The following is a 16,135-nucleotide window of genomic DNA, read 5'->3' as shown; positions in this document are numbered from 1 at the left end:
CAACTCATCCAGCTCAACCTGCTCGGTTCGGCGTCTCTGGAAGAACTCCTGAATCCACGACGGCGAAGAAAAGATAATCTTCAACATCTCAGCCTATTAGAATTGGGTGCTTAGCCGGACAGCAATGTGGACATATAACAATGAGCGACCAAACATGGGCATTGGCGGCATCACTCCAGCTATGAAACATAAGCTGGCGGCATAGGCTCTACTTTGGAGAGCTACTAAAAAGGGGATGATTACCCCAGTTGCCGAGCATAGGCTATGGTTGAAGCCGTGTCAGGGCAATGGATGCGGGCTTTGACCAGAACTGCGTCCAGCACTTCCTTCAGGCCGGTGAAGTGTTGGCGTAGCGTCTCTGCCGCCGCCGTGCGAGGTATGTTGACCTCTTCCACATCCCAGGCTCTCACCGTCAACAACACATAGTCCAAAACAGCAAGGGCCGGGGAATCACCCCCGGCCCTTGGCTGTGCCTGCTCTACAAAGAATCGTCGTATTAGCCAGTTCAGATTCTGGCGGCAACCAGGGAAAATGCCTGATAGCTTCTTTTCAACGCGCCAGTCCTCAAGGCAGTTGAACAGGTTGAAGGTTACAGGATCAAGGTTTGCAGCTTTCAGCATGCTAAAGTCTGTGTGTCGGATGTGGGCCGCCTCGTGATCCAGAAACGAGGCTGCCAACGCCAACATTTCCGGCTCGCAATCCATAGGCAATGAAGGCAACTGGATGACCTTACCGTTGGTGCAAGCCTCTTTACCGCCGATACGCACCTGCACCCCGTATTGGTCGCCGAGTACGGACGCCAGCAGAGGCAGGCAGTTGAGAATATCTTTGGAACGGATCATGACGTCACCACAAGCCCAGACTGGGAATGACAGGATGTGGCAAGGCGTCGTCTGGCATGGGGATATCTGGTAGAATGGGCATGTCATCCGGTTCGCCATCCGTAGCGCTGCCCATCTGTCCATCCATGCTATCCACCTTGGATAGTGTGTCCGACCCAGCCAGCAGGGCGTCCAGCACAAAGGCCGGACCGTAGCCTTCAATGACTTTCTGGGCGTGCCCCACAAGAGCCGTGCTATCCTTGAGCAGGCAGACCAGGCCCTGCAAGAGCAACAAGTCCGGCCCGCTGATGTTCCCTTTCTTGGGCATACGCAGCAGTGCAGCCTGCACGATATCCGCTACAGGGGCCACATGAGGTTCTACGAAAGACAAGCCTGTGAGTTTGGCATGCAGCGTTCGCAGGGGCGAAAGGGCTTTGTGGGTTACTTCCGTTTTGCCGTGATACACCCTGCGCCAGATGTCCTCGGCGGACTTGGCCACTTCGCCAAAGAGCGTGCCGCCCAGGCCCTGCACCTCTTCGGCCAGGCCGGCCTCCAGCACTGCGGTATTGTCCGTATGCTGTTCCAGAGGAGCGACCTTGTAGATCTGCCAGCGAAAATCCATGCGGCCGCGAACATAATCTGGCCCCACGGTGGAGTTGCGGATGATTTCGCCCCATTGATGATGCTTTTCAATCCAGGCCTGGACGTTCTGGTCATAGCTTGCCAGGAAGGCTTCCTTTTCTTTTTGAAACTCATTTCGGATACTGAGCAGTTCCTGCACGATTTCGCCGGCCTTTTCTTCGGGTATGGCCCAGCCTGACATGAAGCGCACCCCGTGTCTGTCCAGATAGTTGAAGGCGCGGGCCTTGAGTGTGCCGAACACTTTAAGGTTTTCCGGGTCGGCAATGCGCTTGGAGCCAAGAGAGGCCAGATCATCAGGCGGCAGTTCCGCACCGCCCAGATCTTCCTGGCTCATTTTGCGGCGGGCCGACCACAAACTGACGTTGAGGTTGAGGGCCAGCAAATTGTCCAAAATGCGAATGTCTGAAAGAACGTGTGTCATGATGTTCTCCTATAATGAGCTTTTTGTCGTGTTGAGGACGTAGCCTTCCGTAAGCTTTTTGGCTGCGCGGGCCTCAAGTTCCAGGACGGAGTTATTGCCCGCACAATTTTCAGCGGGGATAAAGTGTTGTTGCCCGGCGGTGTCCGGTTTGCCCCAATGGAGCATAAGGCCTTCGGACCGGGCCTCGCCGATCCAGAACTTGCCATCCTGTTTTTTGCCGGGAAGGTTGTGGACTACCTGAAGATGAACGCGGGGCTTGGTTAGCTTCGGCGTATTGTGCAGTTGGCCGCGCATGAAACGCAGGGCTTGCTCACCTCGCAGGAATTCTTCCTCCGCGTCGGCGCTCATTGCCTTGATGTCCGCTTCCGTATGTTGAGGAAACATGCGCTGTGCCAGTTCGTGCAGCATGGCGCGGGTCTCGCGGCTGGCCCGGTAAGCCAGTGCCCGGTCAAGGGCATAGGTGATTGGCTGGATGCCCTGATGGGCCAGGGGCTGAAAGCGCACGGTCAGATCTCCCCAACGCAGCAGACTGCGCGTGGAGAAGGTGACTTCAATGGTGTTGGTCAGATTGTTGCTTGAACCCTCACCCATGAACAATTTGCGAACTTCATTGGCGTAATCCACCATGGTGGCGCAAAGCGTTTCGGGTAGAGAGGGGAAGCGCTGGGCCAGCAGTTTTTTCTCCACAGTTGCATCGGGATAGCCCACTTCGCAGATAGTGAAGCGATCCAGCCACGCGAGATTCTGCCGTTGCGTGCCCTGATACAGGCCCGTGTCATCACCAGCACCATTTGTATTGGCTGTGGCCACAAAGCGGAACATGGGGTGCGGCTGGATAATCTCGCCCCCATTTTCCGCTATGCACAAAGGGGAGCCGTCCAGCACGCTGTTCAACCCGGCGGCGATCTCCGGCGAAGTTAAATCAATCTCATTGAGGAGCAGAATCGCTCCGTGACGCATGGCAAGGGCAAGAGGGCCGCACTCAAAGGTCATGTTGCCGCCTTTGACCGTCAGATGCCCCACCAGGTCGGCAAATTCCAACCTTCCATGTCCTGTCACCTCAAACACGGGATAGTTGAGCCGCGCTGCCAGCTGTTTGATGCAGCTTGTTTTGCCGCAGCCCGTGGGGCCAAAGACATAGAGCGGTTCCTGCGCACCCTGAGGGCTGACAAACCAAACCACCATGTCGCGGCTGGACTCGTGAAATAGGTAGTCTGGGTCAATGGCCGGAGTGTAGGCCGAGGGCGTGACGTAACCCTTGACCATGGTGCCAGAGGGGTTCCCGCTGAAGACCTGACCAGCGTCAAGGTCGGTGGGCTGGAGAGAGTCGAACTCGGAAGTACGGGTGCTTTTCATTTTGCCCTCCAAAAAACAGAAAGGCGCACCCTTATGGGTACGCCTTTCTGTAAATTTATTATAATAATTGCTAGTTATGTGTTGAAATATGCCTCAAAAACTCTACGGGTGTTGCTATATGCAGATCAGGAAATACATGTCGCAGTTCTAATAAGTGTTTATCTCCCGACACTAGAAAAGCGGCATTAGCTGCTTTCGCTAAATGAATGAAAACGGCATCATCCCTGTCACGAAGCTCTGAAACTTCTTCAAGAGGAATTTCAAGCGGAAAGGTTTCAGCCCAAGGTAGGAATTCAGCGAGCAAACTTTCAATTTCTTGGGGTTCCAGCTTGAACTTTGGATAACTTAACACCCTGATTAATTCAGTGACGGTTTCACGACAAACTACAGGAATAATTTCTTCAGTCTGCCATATTAGACGGAGTTCAGCTATTCTTCCCTTTGAGAAAATAAGCGCGGAAACAAGACAGTTTGTGTCTAAAACTACACGAGGAGCCATAGCTATCCTCTACGCCCCCACTGGACCGCATCCGTTACATCCTGCTCACTGATGCCAAGAGCCGCTAATTTGTTGCGTACGGCGTCAACTGGCCGTACCTGCATGGGTGTGAGGACTATGCGACCATTTTCCAGCGACACATCGAAATATTCGGGCTGGTCAATCTGCTGCACAATGGCCTTTGGAAGCGTAAGCTGATTCTTAGAAGTAAGTTTGGCAAGCATCTCGGCCTCCTTTTTTCATTATAGTAAAGAATCCGTGATTAAAGGATACGTCTTGCAAATTATTTGTCAAGCTACGTGGTTCTCAGCTTATCCTCCTTGCGTTATCGCGCTCTGTGAGTTTGTTTCTCCAGATTCAGTTTATGCGTGAGATACTCAATTTTTCGAAAGGCTCGCCAGTGCGCTCGCAGCGGGCAAGCAAGGCGTCCACGTCAATGTCGTCCAGATGCTCAAAGCAGAAGATATCGGACAATTCTCCCCGTAGCGCGTTTTTATCCAATGTCGTTCGGCCTGCAGCCACTGACATGCGGAAGCGATACTTCCCCGTATCTATCCAGTCCCGTGTACCGGCCTGCCGGTGTACCAGCTTGAGCACGGTTTCCATTTCCTTGATTTCCGCATCCAAGACGGTGCGTTGGTTTTTGAGGGCAGCCAATTTATCCAGTGCCGGTTCCCATTGTGGCATTTTCACGTCCTGCGGAAACTTGGGACAATCGCCATTGTATTCGCAGTACGAGCACAACGGATAAAAGCCTTGGGCGTAGTCCACCTGCGAGAGGGACAAATTCCCGGCGCGGTAGGCCGTGAGGTCGCTCCAGAGTTGGCTTGCGTGGTCAAGGGCCGTATCCAGCATGGCCTGATTGAAGCCATAGGGGCCGAACGTCTTTACCTCTCTCATGGAAATGCAGAGCAGCCATGCTTCCAGGATCGCTGCATCAGCACATGTGGGCAGTTTGAATCCCAAATGGGCATGACAGAGTTGAGGAAAGGTTATTTTTTCATGCAAAAGCGTACCGTCCTCCGCCCGCAGGCTGAATGCTGGCTTGTCCCAGGCCATGGCCAGCAGACCGATTTGTCCGTGTAATTGCAGTAGATGAGAATCGTGCGGCGTGTCGGGCAGCTTGTCCGTGCTTTTCACTTCCAGAATCCGTATGGCATTGACGGGCGCACCCCAAACCAGCACGAAGTCCAGATGGGCTTTAATCGGCACTCCCTGATGTTGCCAGGTGATTTCCAGTTGGGGCAGCACATGCAAACCCAGAGATGCCAGCGCCTGCCCCACGCCAGCTTCAAACCAATGGCCCCGTTGCAGGGTCAACAGACGTTCCAGGCTGTCAGCAGTGGGCAGCACCTTGCGGGCCAACGCAGCACGAGGGCACTCCCAGTGCTGGCCGATGTCGCTCATACCCACATACGTGGACCTGTCGCCCAAATGGGCGGTGGTACTTTGTTGAGAGACAGTCTGAAGCCCTTGACGAATTAATGCCCGCAAACCTTCCGTGCGGTCGGTGGTTATCATGATTGCATCCCTATAAAAGTAAGAGGGCTGCCATCAGGCAGCCCTCTCACTCGGTATTTTTGTTTTCACTATGCGGCATCAACATACTTCCACCACAATTTTCTCTGCGGGTTCCAGCGGAAGCCCGCGCCTGTGAGTATTTCCTTTTTGGCCTGCGTGTTGCCGCTGGCAATGATGCAGGGCCGCCCGTCCTGAGCCGTCACCTGTTGGTAGGCGACTCCTTTCAGCGGAGGCAGGTTTTCAAGTGCTGCTGGCGATCGATTTGAGGGGGGTGAAATATTGTTTGTGGCGGATGGGTTGAGTGGGGATGCTTTTCGCGCTTCTGGGGCGTTTACGGGCAATTTCGGGCGAGATGCCGATTTTCGGCCAGTTCTTGCCCCTTCGCCGTCATCATCTTCCGTCACCATGCCCAGCATGGCGGTCAGAGCATACCTCCTCGCGTAGGTCATTGCCGATCCCATGCCCTGAGGGTCAGCCTTGGGCAGGGGAACCACGGCCAGTGAGCTTTGCCATTGGCCGGACTCCGCATGGGTCAGTTTGGTGACCAGCCCCAATGAATTGGGCTGCTCCACAGGCACAGGGTACTGACACAGCCAGATGCCATTTTCGATGAGTGTGCCTCTGCATGCGTCCATGACGCTGTTGAGGCTGGCGTACCAGCTTTTGGTAAAAGGGTTTTCAGCGTCCCTGGCAATGGGTTGCACGATGCGCTGGACGTTGAGCAGGGCCTTGGCCAATTCGGTGGTGTTTTCTGATTGGTATTGATTCATATGAAAATCCTCCTGAGATAACAGAATGACGAAGCCCCGCCCAGCTTAGTGCTGGACAGGGTTTTGGGGGTGATTTGAAACGTAGTTCCGGTGCTCTTAATGCTATAATATATTTACTAAATTTGATGGATGACGGCTTAAAAGGATACCAGATATATTACTTGGCTGCTGACTCCATAACAGATAAAATACTGTATGTTACACCTTATGTATCCGGCATGCGGTCAGGATTTTGGTCTGCCTTAAGGCGCTGGCGCTATTCTGACTCATCCCTGAACATCGCAGATGCCGTTGTGTGCCCCATTTCTGGCCCGCCATGTAGCGCAGCCGGGCCGCCACTAGCATTAAGGCCGCATGCCCATCGGGAAAGCTGCCCACTACCCACGTTCACCACCGGATTTCACGATTCAGCCTTTCGAGCTGGTTGTTTGTCCGGATATACCGCCAGTGTGCGACAGGAAACTCATAATAGGAGAGCGTTTCTTCAATGCCGCTTTTCAGGATCTCTCCTGTCTTGCCAAGGCGTAGTGCGGCAATCTTTTGGGCGACATCTCGAGCCTTCTGGCCCGCTGATTCCCTATCTTCCTGCGCGTGAATGGCCTTGAGCATCCGGCCGACTTCCTTGGCTTTTCCGGGCAGCACCGCCTGGAGTACATTCCGGTAAAAATGTACCACACAACGCTGCCACCGGGTTTGGGGGTAAAAATCTCCTCATTGCTGTCCGTATATGGCCTCGCCAGGAGTCAAGGAGTTTAAAAATGTTCTAAACAGAATCGGATGCACACGTATATCCGGCATCAGGCCTTGGCCGCGCCATAATGGGCAATTCGCTCTTTCGGTCCTAATCGGCTACTCGACCTTTTAAAGGTCAGGGATAGCATCAGGTTCTCCGAAAGCAGGTCCGACCGTTTAGTCCATTTCTCCTTGCTCTTGCATCCTCGGTGGGAAATACCGACGTTGGTTATAGGCTGCCAGCTAAGATTGGCGTGATATCCGTCGCGGCACACCAGACAAAAGAGTGTGCCGTTGCGAATATCATGACAAGCCGTTAAGGTGCTCTTCATCTACGCGGTGAACGAGGGGACCCGCGAGCGGGCACAGAGCTTCCTCACTGACGATCACATCCAGCGCATTGTCGCTGCCTATCAGGCTTTCGATGATGAGGACGGCTTTGCCCGGGTGGTCAGCAATGACGAGGTCCGGGAGAAAGGCAGCAACCTCAGCATCCTGCTCTACGTGCGAGCGGACAACGGAAATGGCAATGGCAACGGCGTGACCGAAACAGTCAGCCTCAAGCAGGCCATAGCAAACTGGCAGGAACGCTCGATGACATTGCGGGAGTCAATGGACGGTCTGCTTTCAACCTTAGAGGGAGGACTGCATGGAAGCTAAGACGCCATTCTCTCAAGAGTACCTTAACGAAATCTTCAAGATTTCCCCTGCAGATCCAGAACGCGTGATCTCAAGGGAAAGCAGCAGCCTTGAATTCAAGGAATCATTCGGGTGGGCAAGCTTGCCAAAGTACCTGAAAACCAGCGCCGCGTATGCCAATGCCAAGGGTGGCTATATCGTGTTTGGCATTGCCAACAATCCACATCGGCTTTGCGGCCTCTCAGGAGCGAACCTGACGTTATTTGAGGATATTGATCCGGAAAAGATGTCTCGCAACTTCAATGAACACTTCGCTCCGGAAATAGGATGGACGATTCAGGAATACGAACTTCAAGGGAAGATTTTTGGCCTTTTGTATATTTATGAGGCCAAGGATAAGCCCGTTGTCTGCACCAAAGATGCTGGTAAGGAGCTGAAAGAGGGCGATATCTACTATCGATATCGAGGCCGCTCCGAGCGAATTAAATACCCAGAACTCAGAGCCATCCTTGAGGCCAAGCGGGAAACTGAGCAGCGCCTCTGGATGCAACATCTCGAAAATATAGCGCGGGTCGGCGTTCGGGAGGCTGGGATTTTCGATCTGCACACCGGTAGCGTAACCGGGTCCGGAGGTTCGTTCCTGATTGATGAATCACTTCTTAGTCAGCTTTCTTTCATCAAAGAGGGGGAGTTCTCTGAGGTCAAAGGCAAGCCAGCGCTAAAGCTGATCGGACAGGTTGAACCCCTGGCTGGAAGCATTATCAGTACGGCCAAAAAACAAATTGTAAAAACCAAAGGCATAAGGACGGCAGATATCGTTCTCAGCACTTTGAATCAGGATAATGTTCCTGAGCCAGACGAGTACATCAAGCAGATCTGCTTTGAAAGCACCGCATTTCTGCCCGTTTACTATTTCATCAAGAAATCCGGAATGACACTGGATAAAACCGTGGAAGTGCTCAAAGGCGTGGTTTCAAGATCAGCCACGCGAGAAAAACTGATTGAACGGTTGAAGATTGGGAATACTCAGGAACTTGCAATCCCCAACGGGAGCACTGCCGCAGCCACCAAAAAGAGGAAATACGCAGAGGCGCTGCGCAGCAAAGAGGGCAACGCAAACCTTACCGGGAAAGAGCTTGAATATTGCCTTCAAGCTATACGCGGACTGACGGCAGGCGAGGTCAAATCCAACTCGAAGTATATCAGAGAGCTTTTGCGGAACTGGTTTAATAGGCACTACGCATCAGCCAAAGGCCCACTGGCTGACAACCTGCGTCGGGCGATCTGCTGGGTTGATGAAGCATTGAATATGGGAGACTGTAAATGAGCACACAATGCCCGCCTGCGCAGGCACAAGGACAATCCGAAGTTTATAGCCCTGGGCGAACGCCTCGAAAAGCTCAAGGAGCGGTACGAACAGGGCCTGCTTCACAGCCTCGATTTCCTCAAGGAGATGCTGACCCTAGCCAAGGAGGTCGTCCAGGCCGAGAAGCAGGTGGACTCGGTCGATGAACAGGCCAAGGCCAAAGCAGCCCTGACCGAACTGTTCGCCGAGGTGAAGAACGGCAAGACGCCGATGGTGGTAGAGTGGATCGTGACCGATATCGACGAGATCTTGCGCCTAGTCTGGTTCCCTGGCTGGCAAAACACCAAGGCCGGAGAACGCGAGATCCAGAAGGCCCTGCGCAAAGCGATTTACGTGAAGTACCAGGTCAAGGACCATGATCTGTTCGATAAGGCGTTCGGATATACTCGGCAATACTACTGCGAAGGGATGGTAATGGGGCCCTATGGCTAAAATAGGTCAGGCAAAGCAGATCATTGAAAACCGCAGAGGCGACACCTTTGGCGGTTGGCCTGCCCGTACCCTGCTGGAGGCGGGCGACATTCCCATTGCCCAAATCGCCGAGCTTGCCCTGCGTGAAGGACAAAGTTCGAATCCTTTGTATCGGGTCCACCGCTGGTTTGCTCGCCGGGTGGGCTCTCAGTTCCGTTCGATCCTCACCGCGTTAACCCTTCCTCCTGACAAGGCCGACACCTTTTGGGATACCTACCTCGGCAAGACCTCCGTGCATGGCGCTGTCGTTCTAGATCCCTTCATCGGCGGCGGGACAAGTTTGGTGGAGTCCATGCGCTGCAACGCCCGGGTGATTGGTTTTGATATCGACCCAGTCGCGACCTTTATTACCCGATTTGAGTTGGCCGCCTCCCGGATGGAGGAACACTACCCGGAAATCGATCAAATTTGCAATGAGGTCGCACAACTCATTACGCCGTTGCATCGGACCATGGTGGATGGTGTCGAACGGGATGTTCTTCATCATTTCTGGGTCCAGGTGAAGCAGTGCTCGAATTGCCAGAGCGATGTCGAACTCCATCCCCATTTTCAATTGGCCTACTCTAAAGAGAAAAGTCTGCAGTGGGTATTCTGCAAGGACTGTCATGCAGTCCACGAATTGCCGATTGAATGCAAGGTGCTGCACTGCTCTTGCGGCAAGCGCACCACTATCAGCGCGGGCACGCACGGCAACGGGATCATGACCTGCCTGACCTGCAAGCACACACAGAAGATCGCAGCGGATGACCTTGATGGCGCCGAACGCCCCACTTGGAGGCTCTTTGCCCAAGAGTATCTGGTCGGAACCGGCAAGAACTGCACAAGGCATTTCAAGCGCGTCGAAGAGGTGGACCAGGAGTTGTACGACCAAGCCACCCGGAAGCTGCGGATAATCGGGAATGGCTTGCTTGTGCCGACGAGAAGCATTCCCCGCGAGGGGCGCTCGGATGGACGACCTCTGATCCACGGGATTCGGCATTACGCAGACTTTTTCAACGACCGGCAGAAGCTCCACCTGCACCTTCTCGGTTCGGCCATCGGCCGAGTGGAAAGCGATGAGGCGCGGCGCTGCCTTGAGCTGGCCTTCAGTGAACATCTCACTACGAACTGCATGTACACGGCCTATGCGTTTGGCTATCGCCGAACGAGCCCAATGTTCTCCATCCACTCATACCGGCACATCACTCGTCCGGTCGAGCTGAACCCTTGGCAGGATGGCGTCGGACGGGGGACGTTCATCAACACGGTCCGGAAAATTTCGAAGGCGATTGCCTTTGCCAAAGCGCCCCAGGAACTGCATCCGGAAGGCACCAGAGTCGCTTATGAAGATGGTTTTGAGCGCGAACAAGCCTACCTTGGCTCTGTCGATGATGTATTGAGCGGCAGCGCCACGGCGGCGATTGAAACCCAGTCTTCCGAGGAACTCCATTTATTACCGGACGGCTCAGTGGATCTCGTGCTGACCGATCCGCCGTATTTCGACAATCTGAGCTACTCGGAACTCTCGGACTTCTATTTGGCCTGGCATCAGCCTTTGGGAATCGCACCGCCGCCGTATGACGACAACCTCACTTCGGCTCCGATACTGCAGAACCTGGCCATCACGCGACGGTCCGATGAAGCCATCAAGGGATACCAGGAACGGCTTCAGCAGATTTTCATGGAATGCAACCGCGTGCTCAAGTCGAACGGGATCTGCGTGTTCACCTACCACCATAAACTCGCATCGGCATGGAATGCTCTCGGCACGGCTCTGCTTCATTCGGGACTCTCGGTAACCAAGGTTCTGCCCATGCGTGGCGAAGGCCAAGGAGGCCTTCACACTTACGATGGCACCATCAAGTGGGACGCGGTACTGGTCTGTCGCAAGAAGAAAGGCGTCATCAAGAGGGGCGTTCCGGTCATAAGCGAAACTGCCATCAAAGACGCTGTTTTGGAGGCGGAATCTCACTTTGAGGCCTTGTCCGCCCATAAACGGATCGGATTCAAAATACCTGATTTCACTAATTTGGCTCGGGCGTTGGTCGTCAGTAGGAGTTTCTTAGGCGAGGCGGATACCAGCACACGACCGATGTCGGATGCATTGAAGAACATACCAACTCCGGGAGAGTTGCGATGGCGAAACTCGATAAAGGAACGCTTGCTCTAACATTCAAATTCGATTGTGACCGGTTTCTCCGGTTTCGTCTGGCCAGTGATGCTGAAAGGGACTCACTTGGCGTCTCGGCCGAAACCTACAAACGCCCAGGTATTGAACTTATCAAAGCGGCCGGGCGGCGTTGGGAAGCCGACAAATACCAGGATCTGATCAACACCTCAGATGATGGGAAAGTTGTGTTCCTTCTCGAGGACAAGGTCGATGATCTTCTGGGACGGAAGCCCTTCAAGAAGATCCAGAACCTTTTTGACATCCTCCGGCAACAGGAACCACCCCAAGCAGTTATCGAGGCGGAATTCACGGTTCCCACAAACATTACTCCCGGTCTTCAAAAGGCATACGACGATTTCGGTCTCGACCAGGTACGAGTGCGCCCAGACATCCTTTGGATACGTCCAGGTGGCACTGGTGCGCCGCTGATCGGCAATGGGACTGTGCCTGAATACGAAATCCATATCATTGATGTGAAAATGGCTGCGGAGCCATCCCTCCGGCACTTCACAGAGGTGACCTACTACGCTTTGGCGTTGGCCACAGCCATCCAGCAAGAAGGGCTTGGCGGCAGATATGCCGTTTCGGCGGAAGGCACCATCTGGCCAGGGAGTCACGACATCAATGCGTTCAGGAACCTGGTCCAGCTTAATCAGGCCAAGGGAGCCGCAGATCCTATTTCCGAGGCCCTCAGCGGAACGCTGATTCGGGTTCCCTATGAAGTCTATAAAGTCCACGTGAAGCAGTTTTTCGAGGATCGCCTTCTCCGGGTTCTACAGACCGATATGGAGGATGCCAGTTGGCATGTCGGTCCCAAGTGCCAGCTTTGCGACTACGTTCGCTACTGCCGAGACAAGGCATCCGAATGCGATCATCTTTCCCGGCTGGCCTGGCTCAATCAGGGACAGGCGGAACTGTTCCGTTCAAATGGCATTACCACTACAGCGGAACTGACTGAAGCTGTGACTACCGCCGATGATCGCTGGCAATCCGTTATCGACTCCAGCCACCAGTTGCGAGCAGATGGGCCAGCGTTAGCCACTCGTGCCCGTTCACTGACCGAGGGGGCACCCTTGCCAGTCGATGGGCGGCGCAGCGCTATGATTCCTGCCTGGACTGACCAAAGCATCTTTATCACGATTCATTTCGACCCGGGCTCTGGGATCTCGTTTGCCTTGGGCGCGGCGCGACTCTATTTCCCGCACGGCCGCAAACCCGGCGATCCTCCGGTGACGGACGAAAAGATTTTCATCGTCGACCGTGTCGATGCGATGAACCCGGAAACGGAACGAGAGCGGCTAAAGGAATTTGCGACCGTGGTTTCTGAGTGGTTAGACGAGGTGTCGACCGTCAACACAGGTCTACCCGCCCGTGACCGGCTCTCTTCCCATATCTTCTTCTGGGACATGCTGGAGGTGCGTCAACTCAAGCGTATGTTCGAGCGTCATATGCAGAATCCTGACGTGATCGAATTGATCGAGGTGCTTACCCGATTCTTCCCGCCGGACAGCTTGTTGCCCGATCCGGATGCTTTCAAGTCTCAGCCTGGGACAATCGTCAAGGAAGTCCTGCGCATGCTCGTTGGGCTGCCAGTTGCTCACGATTACTCCCTTTTTGAGGCAGCGAACAGTTTCTTCCCAAATGTCCGGGAGGATGGCACCCCGTATAAGTTCGATCTGCCTTTTGGATTCGCTACCCCAATGAGCGATCAGATTCCTTTCGAGCGGGCCTATGAGCTGTGGCAGGACAAAATCTTTGTCCGCCATTTCAACAAACTGTATTCTGACCCGTCTAAGTGGAGGCGCTACACCCGGGACGAACTCTACGATGGCATTAAGCGGGCCACGAAGGTTCACCTGCAAGCTTTGCAGCACATCGTCCGGCGACTGCGTGAAAACTACAAAGACCGGTTGGTGCTGAAAAAGAGCGGCTTCTCTGCCGCACGTTCCTCCCAGGCAAGTGTTCCGGAGGCGGCAAGAAGTCTGATCGCTTTTGAGAAGCTCAATGTCGCGTGCCAGGAAATGGAGAACCGGAACACTCGCTCACTGCCCGTCGATGAACGGGAGGCGAGGTTTTTCTCGATACGCGGATTGACCTTGAAGCCTCAAGCAGAGGCTGATCCGATCATCGATGAGATCAAGCTCGCGAATCCACAGTATCAACACGAAGCGCTCTATGTTTTCGATTTTTCTCCGACCAGCAGAGATTCCCGAATCAAGGAAGGCGAATTTACCGTCGCCCTATCCAACGAGAATGAATACGTGGATCTCGACGAGCCGTGGCGTCGGCGAATTGGATTGGGCTTCCAAGATGCAGAAGAACTGCTGGGCGAACACGGCCTGACCGAGCGGTGGATGACGAACAAGTCGATAGGGGCATTGCTTCAGGTAGCGGTCATTCGGTTGGAGGCCATGCAGGACAATCCCTATGTGGTTCTTAAACCGGGTCACCAGGGGCTCTTTCAGTTTGCCGTCGCCCAAGGACTCGTGGCGCTCGACTCACCGCTTGTCCTTGATCCGATGTACCGGGATTTTTCGAGCGACAGGATAGAAAAAGCACTGAGGTCTGTCGGCGGCAAGGCAGCACCGAGCAAACGTGCCAGGAAGCGGAGGTAAGGTAGTGGCTAAGAGACCGACAAAAATGACCGAACCAGCCCATAGCCTGATGTATACCCCCGGCTCGCTGGCTGCAGGAAAAACATTCACTGACACCAACCAGTTGTACGCGAAGGTAACACCATACCTGAAGGATGCCTTCAACGAAAAGCAGGAATCCCTCTTTCGCGATGCATTCGGAAACAGGATTTCTTTGCTTTGGGGGCCGCCGGGAACAGGAAAGACCACGGTTCTGGCCGGGACTATTCTCGGGTGGATTGAGCATTACGCCGAAGCGGGAATTCCGCTGCGTGTCGGTATCGGGTCCAGCAACTACAACGCTATCGATAACGTCCTCAACGAAGTCCTAGAACTGATCAACAGACGGACGGCCACGGTCGGAGCGTTAGATTGCCCGGTTCGTGTCACAAGGGTGAGAAGCGACTCCTCCGCACCTCCCTTGAGTGATCAGATCGAAGATATGCCGAGGAACTCTGCAAGGGCTCAGGGTTTTGTGAATGCCCTGAAAGGCGACGATACCGGGATCATCATCGTGGGTGGAACCTGGCAACAACTTGGACGACTTGCTGAGAAAGACCACCAGGATAGTGAGCCGACCGCCGAATGGTTTGATCTTCTAGTGATCGACGAGGCATCACAGGTTCAGGTTGCTGCGGCTGCGGCCTACTTTCTACTTTTGAAATCTGATGGGCATGTTGTTCTTGCAGGTGACGACCGGCAGCTTGGGCCGATCTACGGCTTCCAGATGAAGGATAGCGTTCAAGGGCTGTTTGACTGCATTTTCTCTTACATGAAGGAGACCCACGGCATCACCCCGGTGCAGCTTAAACACAACTATCGGACCAACGTGGAAATTTCCGCATGGCCCTGTAAGCGTTTTTATAAGAACGAATACGAGGCGTTCTTCCCCGAGAGAAAGCTGGATCTCGCCATCAATATTGATGAAAAACCAGCCGACTGGCCTGAGCAGTTGCCATGGTCCGGCCAGTTTCTCCGCATTCTTGCCCCAGCTTGCCCTGTGGTGGTGATTAGCTACTCCGCCAACACATATACGTTATCGAACCCTTTTGAGGCGCAGATCGTTTCCGCTTTGACCCTTTTGTACAAGAAGCTGGTCGACGCCCAACAGGCCGGAGTAAGCGCCCAGGAATTTTGGACGCAGAAAATCGGCATCGTGACTCCCCACCGAGCCCAGATGGCATCCATCAGAAATCTGCTCGTGAATGCGGCCGGTATGACGATGGACCCGCCTCCATTTGTGGACACCGTAGACCGATTCCAGGGTCAGGAGCGCGACCTGATCCTTTCCAGTTATGTGGTGGCCGACCGGAATTTTGTTGCGTCTGAAGATGCATTCATCCTAAGCCCGAGACGATTCAATGTGACGCTGACCCGGGCGAGAAGCAAGTTTGTAATGCTTATTAGCGACGCGCTTCTCCAGCATCTGCCATCCGATCCGGACGTGGCTCGTGACGCCGCTCACCTGCAGCTCTTTGCCGAGCAGTATTGCAGTTCGGTATGTGACACCATCGACTTGCCGTTCTTTGAACGCGGTGCGATGTCGACCATGAGATGCAAATTGAGGGGGCGATACGAGAATGGAGTTTGATGCAATCAACGCCGATCCATTTGTGGCTGTAGAGAGGGAGTACTGAAAGATGCCTTCAGTCCTTGCATGGATTGATCATGACTCGAAAGCGAGGGAACGCACGCTTCGCATCCTTTCCCTTTTCCAGGAAAAGGAAAGTCGTGACGAGCTTGGGCTCGGCTCCGTGCGGGACAACTTTGCCGATCTGTTGTTTCCAGGAACAAGCACGATCCTGACACGCCTTCGCTACATGCTTTTCGTGCCATGGATTTACCATTCGCTGGAAGAGAAACGACTACCTGCAGAGTGAGATAGGCTGGAAAAAACGGACGCCATAGTCCATATCCATTGAGGAGGTTCTATGACGAAAGCACCACGGGGACGTTATTCACAGGAATTGAGGCAGCAAGCCGTCACTATGGCGGTTGATGATGGTTTTGGCGTAACGGAAACAGCGCGAAGGTTATCTATTCCGATGAAAACCTTGGCGAATTGGGTTACGCATTACCGACAGGACAAGCACGAGTTCGCCTTGAAGCCGGGCG

At 54.0% G+C, this 16,135-nt stretch carries 14 protein-coding genes and 2 pseudogenes; 8 read left to right on the top strand and 8 right to left on the bottom strand.

The window, feature by feature from the left end:
• Nucleotides 1-239: 239 nt before the first annotated feature.
• The 8 genes and pseudogenes from V6C16_RS03005 to V6C16_RS02970 form a co-directional block, all read right to left on the bottom strand.
• Nucleotides 240-842, bottom strand: coding sequence for a hypothetical protein (locus V6C16_RS03005; protein ID WP_333535926.1), 603 nt, complete (start codon nt 840-842; stop codon nt 240-242).
• A 4-nt stretch (nt 843-846) separates the two neighbouring features.
• Nucleotides 847-1,884, bottom strand: coding sequence for a DUF3150 domain-containing protein (locus V6C16_RS03000; protein ID WP_333535928.1), 1,038 nt, complete (start codon nt 1,882-1,884; stop codon nt 847-849).
• A gap of 369 nt (nt 1,885-2,253) precedes the next feature.
• Nucleotides 2,254-3,240 (bottom strand): annotated as a pseudogene (locus V6C16_RS02995) (AAA family ATPase); the annotation flags it as partial.
• A gap of 70 nt (nt 3,241-3,310) precedes the next feature.
• Nucleotides 3,311-3,739, bottom strand: coding sequence for a putative toxin-antitoxin system toxin component, PIN family (locus V6C16_RS02990; protein WP_333535929.1), 429 nt, complete (start codon nt 3,737-3,739; stop codon nt 3,311-3,313).
• A 2-nt stretch (nt 3,740-3,741) separates the two neighbouring features.
• Complete coding sequence (locus V6C16_RS02985) at nt 3,742-3,963, bottom strand: AbrB/MazE/SpoVT family DNA-binding domain-containing protein (protein WP_333535931.1); 222 nt, start codon at nt 3,961-3,963, stop codon at nt 3,742-3,744.
• 133 nt (nt 3,964-4,096) lie between these two features.
• Nucleotides 4,097-5,260, bottom strand: a complete 1,164-nt coding sequence (locus V6C16_RS02980; RefSeq protein ID WP_333535932.1) for a hypothetical protein — start codon at nt 5,258-5,260, stop codon at nt 4,097-4,099.
• Nucleotides 5,261-5,328: 68 nt separating this feature from the next.
• Nucleotides 5,329-6,030 carry an ERF family protein gene (locus V6C16_RS02975; RefSeq protein ID WP_333535933.1) on the bottom strand — a complete coding sequence of 234 codons (702 nt, stop codon included), beginning with the start codon at nt 6,028-6,030 and terminating at the stop codon, nt 5,329-5,331.
• Between the two features lie 282 nt (nt 6,031-6,312).
• Nucleotides 6,313-6,741 (bottom strand): annotated as a pseudogene (locus tag V6C16_RS02970) (transposase); the annotation flags it as partial.
• A gap of 342 nt (nt 6,742-7,083) precedes the next feature.
• Here V6C16_RS02970 and V6C16_RS02965 point away from each other — a divergent pair.
• From V6C16_RS02965 to V6C16_RS02930, 8 genes are all read left to right on the top strand, one after another.
• Complete coding sequence (locus V6C16_RS02965) at nt 7,084-7,422, top strand: N-6 DNA methylase (protein ID WP_333535934.1); 339 nt, start codon at nt 7,084-7,086, stop codon at nt 7,420-7,422.
• Nucleotides 7,412-8,728, top strand: a complete 1,317-nt coding sequence (locus V6C16_RS02960) for an ATP-binding protein (RefSeq protein ID WP_333535935.1) — start codon at nt 7,412-7,414, stop codon at nt 8,726-8,728. Before V6C16_RS02965 ends, V6C16_RS02960 begins: the two co-directional genes overlap by 11 nt.
• Nucleotides 8,729-8,854: 126 nt before the next feature.
• Nucleotides 8,855-9,199: a hypothetical protein gene (locus V6C16_RS02955; protein ID WP_333535936.1), complete on the top strand. Its 345-nt coding sequence runs from the start codon at nt 8,855-8,857 to the stop codon at nt 9,197-9,199.
• Nucleotides 9,192-11,387 (top strand): hypothetical protein, encoded by a 2,196-nt coding sequence (locus V6C16_RS02950; RefSeq protein WP_333535937.1) that lies wholly within the window; start codon nt 9,192-9,194, stop codon nt 11,385-11,387. The genes V6C16_RS02955 and V6C16_RS02950 overlap by 8 nt, the downstream gene beginning before the upstream one ends.
• Nucleotides 11,354-14,002 carry a hypothetical protein gene (locus tag V6C16_RS02945; protein WP_333535938.1) on the top strand — a complete coding sequence of 883 codons (2,649 nt, stop codon included), beginning with the start codon at nt 11,354-11,356 and terminating at the stop codon, nt 14,000-14,002. Before V6C16_RS02950 ends, V6C16_RS02945 begins: the two co-directional genes overlap by 34 nt.
• 25 nt (nt 14,003-14,027) lie before the next feature.
• The gene (locus V6C16_RS02940; protein WP_333535940.1) at nt 14,028-15,611 is read left to right on the top strand and encodes an AAA domain-containing protein; all 1,584 of its coding nucleotides are present in this window, start codon (nt 14,028-14,030) and stop codon (nt 15,609-15,611) included.
• Between the two features lie 49 nt (nt 15,612-15,660).
• On the top strand, nt 15,661-15,900 hold the full coding sequence (locus tag V6C16_RS02935; protein WP_333535941.1) for a DUF6361 family protein: 240 nt from the start codon (nt 15,661-15,663) through the stop codon (nt 15,898-15,900).
• 51 nt (nt 15,901-15,951) lie between these two features.
• Nucleotides 15,952-16,135, top strand: a 184-nt coding sequence (locus V6C16_RS02930; RefSeq protein ID WP_333534907.1) for a transposase, incomplete at its 3' end; no start/stop codon positions are given.

This window comes from Desulfovibrio sp. 1188_IL3213, from assembly GCF_036763145.1.
Taxonomy (GTDB): domain Bacteria; phylum Desulfobacterota; class Desulfovibrionia; order Desulfovibrionales; family Desulfovibrionaceae; genus Desulfovibrio.
Note: the sequence above shows the minus strand (reverse complement) of the source record. Positions and strands in the feature narration are given on the sequence as shown.

Coding starts and splice junctions, on each gene's coding strand:
- V6C16_RS03005 (WP_333535926.1), bottom strand. CDS start 842: ATGATCCGTTCCAAAGATATTCTCAACTGCCTGCCTCTGCTGGCGTCC.
- V6C16_RS03000 (WP_333535928.1), bottom strand. CDS start 1,884: ATGACACACGTTCTTTCAGACATTCGCATTTTGGACAATTTGCTGGCC.
- V6C16_RS02990 (WP_333535929.1), bottom strand. CDS start 3,739: ATGGCTCCTCGTGTAGTTTTAGACACAAACTGTCTTGTTTCCGCGCTT.
- V6C16_RS02985 (WP_333535931.1), bottom strand. CDS start 3,963: ATGCTTGCCAAACTTACTTCTAAGAATCAGCTTACGCTTCCAAAGGCC.
- V6C16_RS02980 (WP_333535932.1), bottom strand. CDS start 5,260: ATGATAACCACCGACCGCACGGAAGGTTTGCGGGCATTAATTCGTCAA.
- V6C16_RS02975 (WP_333535933.1), bottom strand. CDS start 6,030: ATGAATCAATACCAATCAGAAAACACCACCGAATTGGCCAAGGCCCTG.
- V6C16_RS02960 (WP_333535935.1), top strand. CDS start 7,412: ATGGAAGCTAAGACGCCATTCTCTCAAGAGTACCTTAACGAAATCTTC.
- V6C16_RS02955 (WP_333535936.1), top strand. CDS start 8,855: ATGCTGACCCTAGCCAAGGAGGTCGTCCAGGCCGAGAAGCAGGTGGAC.
- V6C16_RS02950 (WP_333535937.1), top strand. CDS start 9,192: ATGGCTAAAATAGGTCAGGCAAAGCAGATCATTGAAAACCGCAGAGGC.
- V6C16_RS02945 (WP_333535938.1), top strand. CDS start 11,354: ATGGCGAAACTCGATAAAGGAACGCTTGCTCTAACATTCAAATTCGAT.
- V6C16_RS02940 (WP_333535940.1), top strand. CDS start 14,028: ATGACCGAACCAGCCCATAGCCTGATGTATACCCCCGGCTCGCTGGCT.
- V6C16_RS02935 (WP_333535941.1), top strand. CDS start 15,661: ATGCCTTCAGTCCTTGCATGGATTGATCATGACTCGAAAGCGAGGGAA.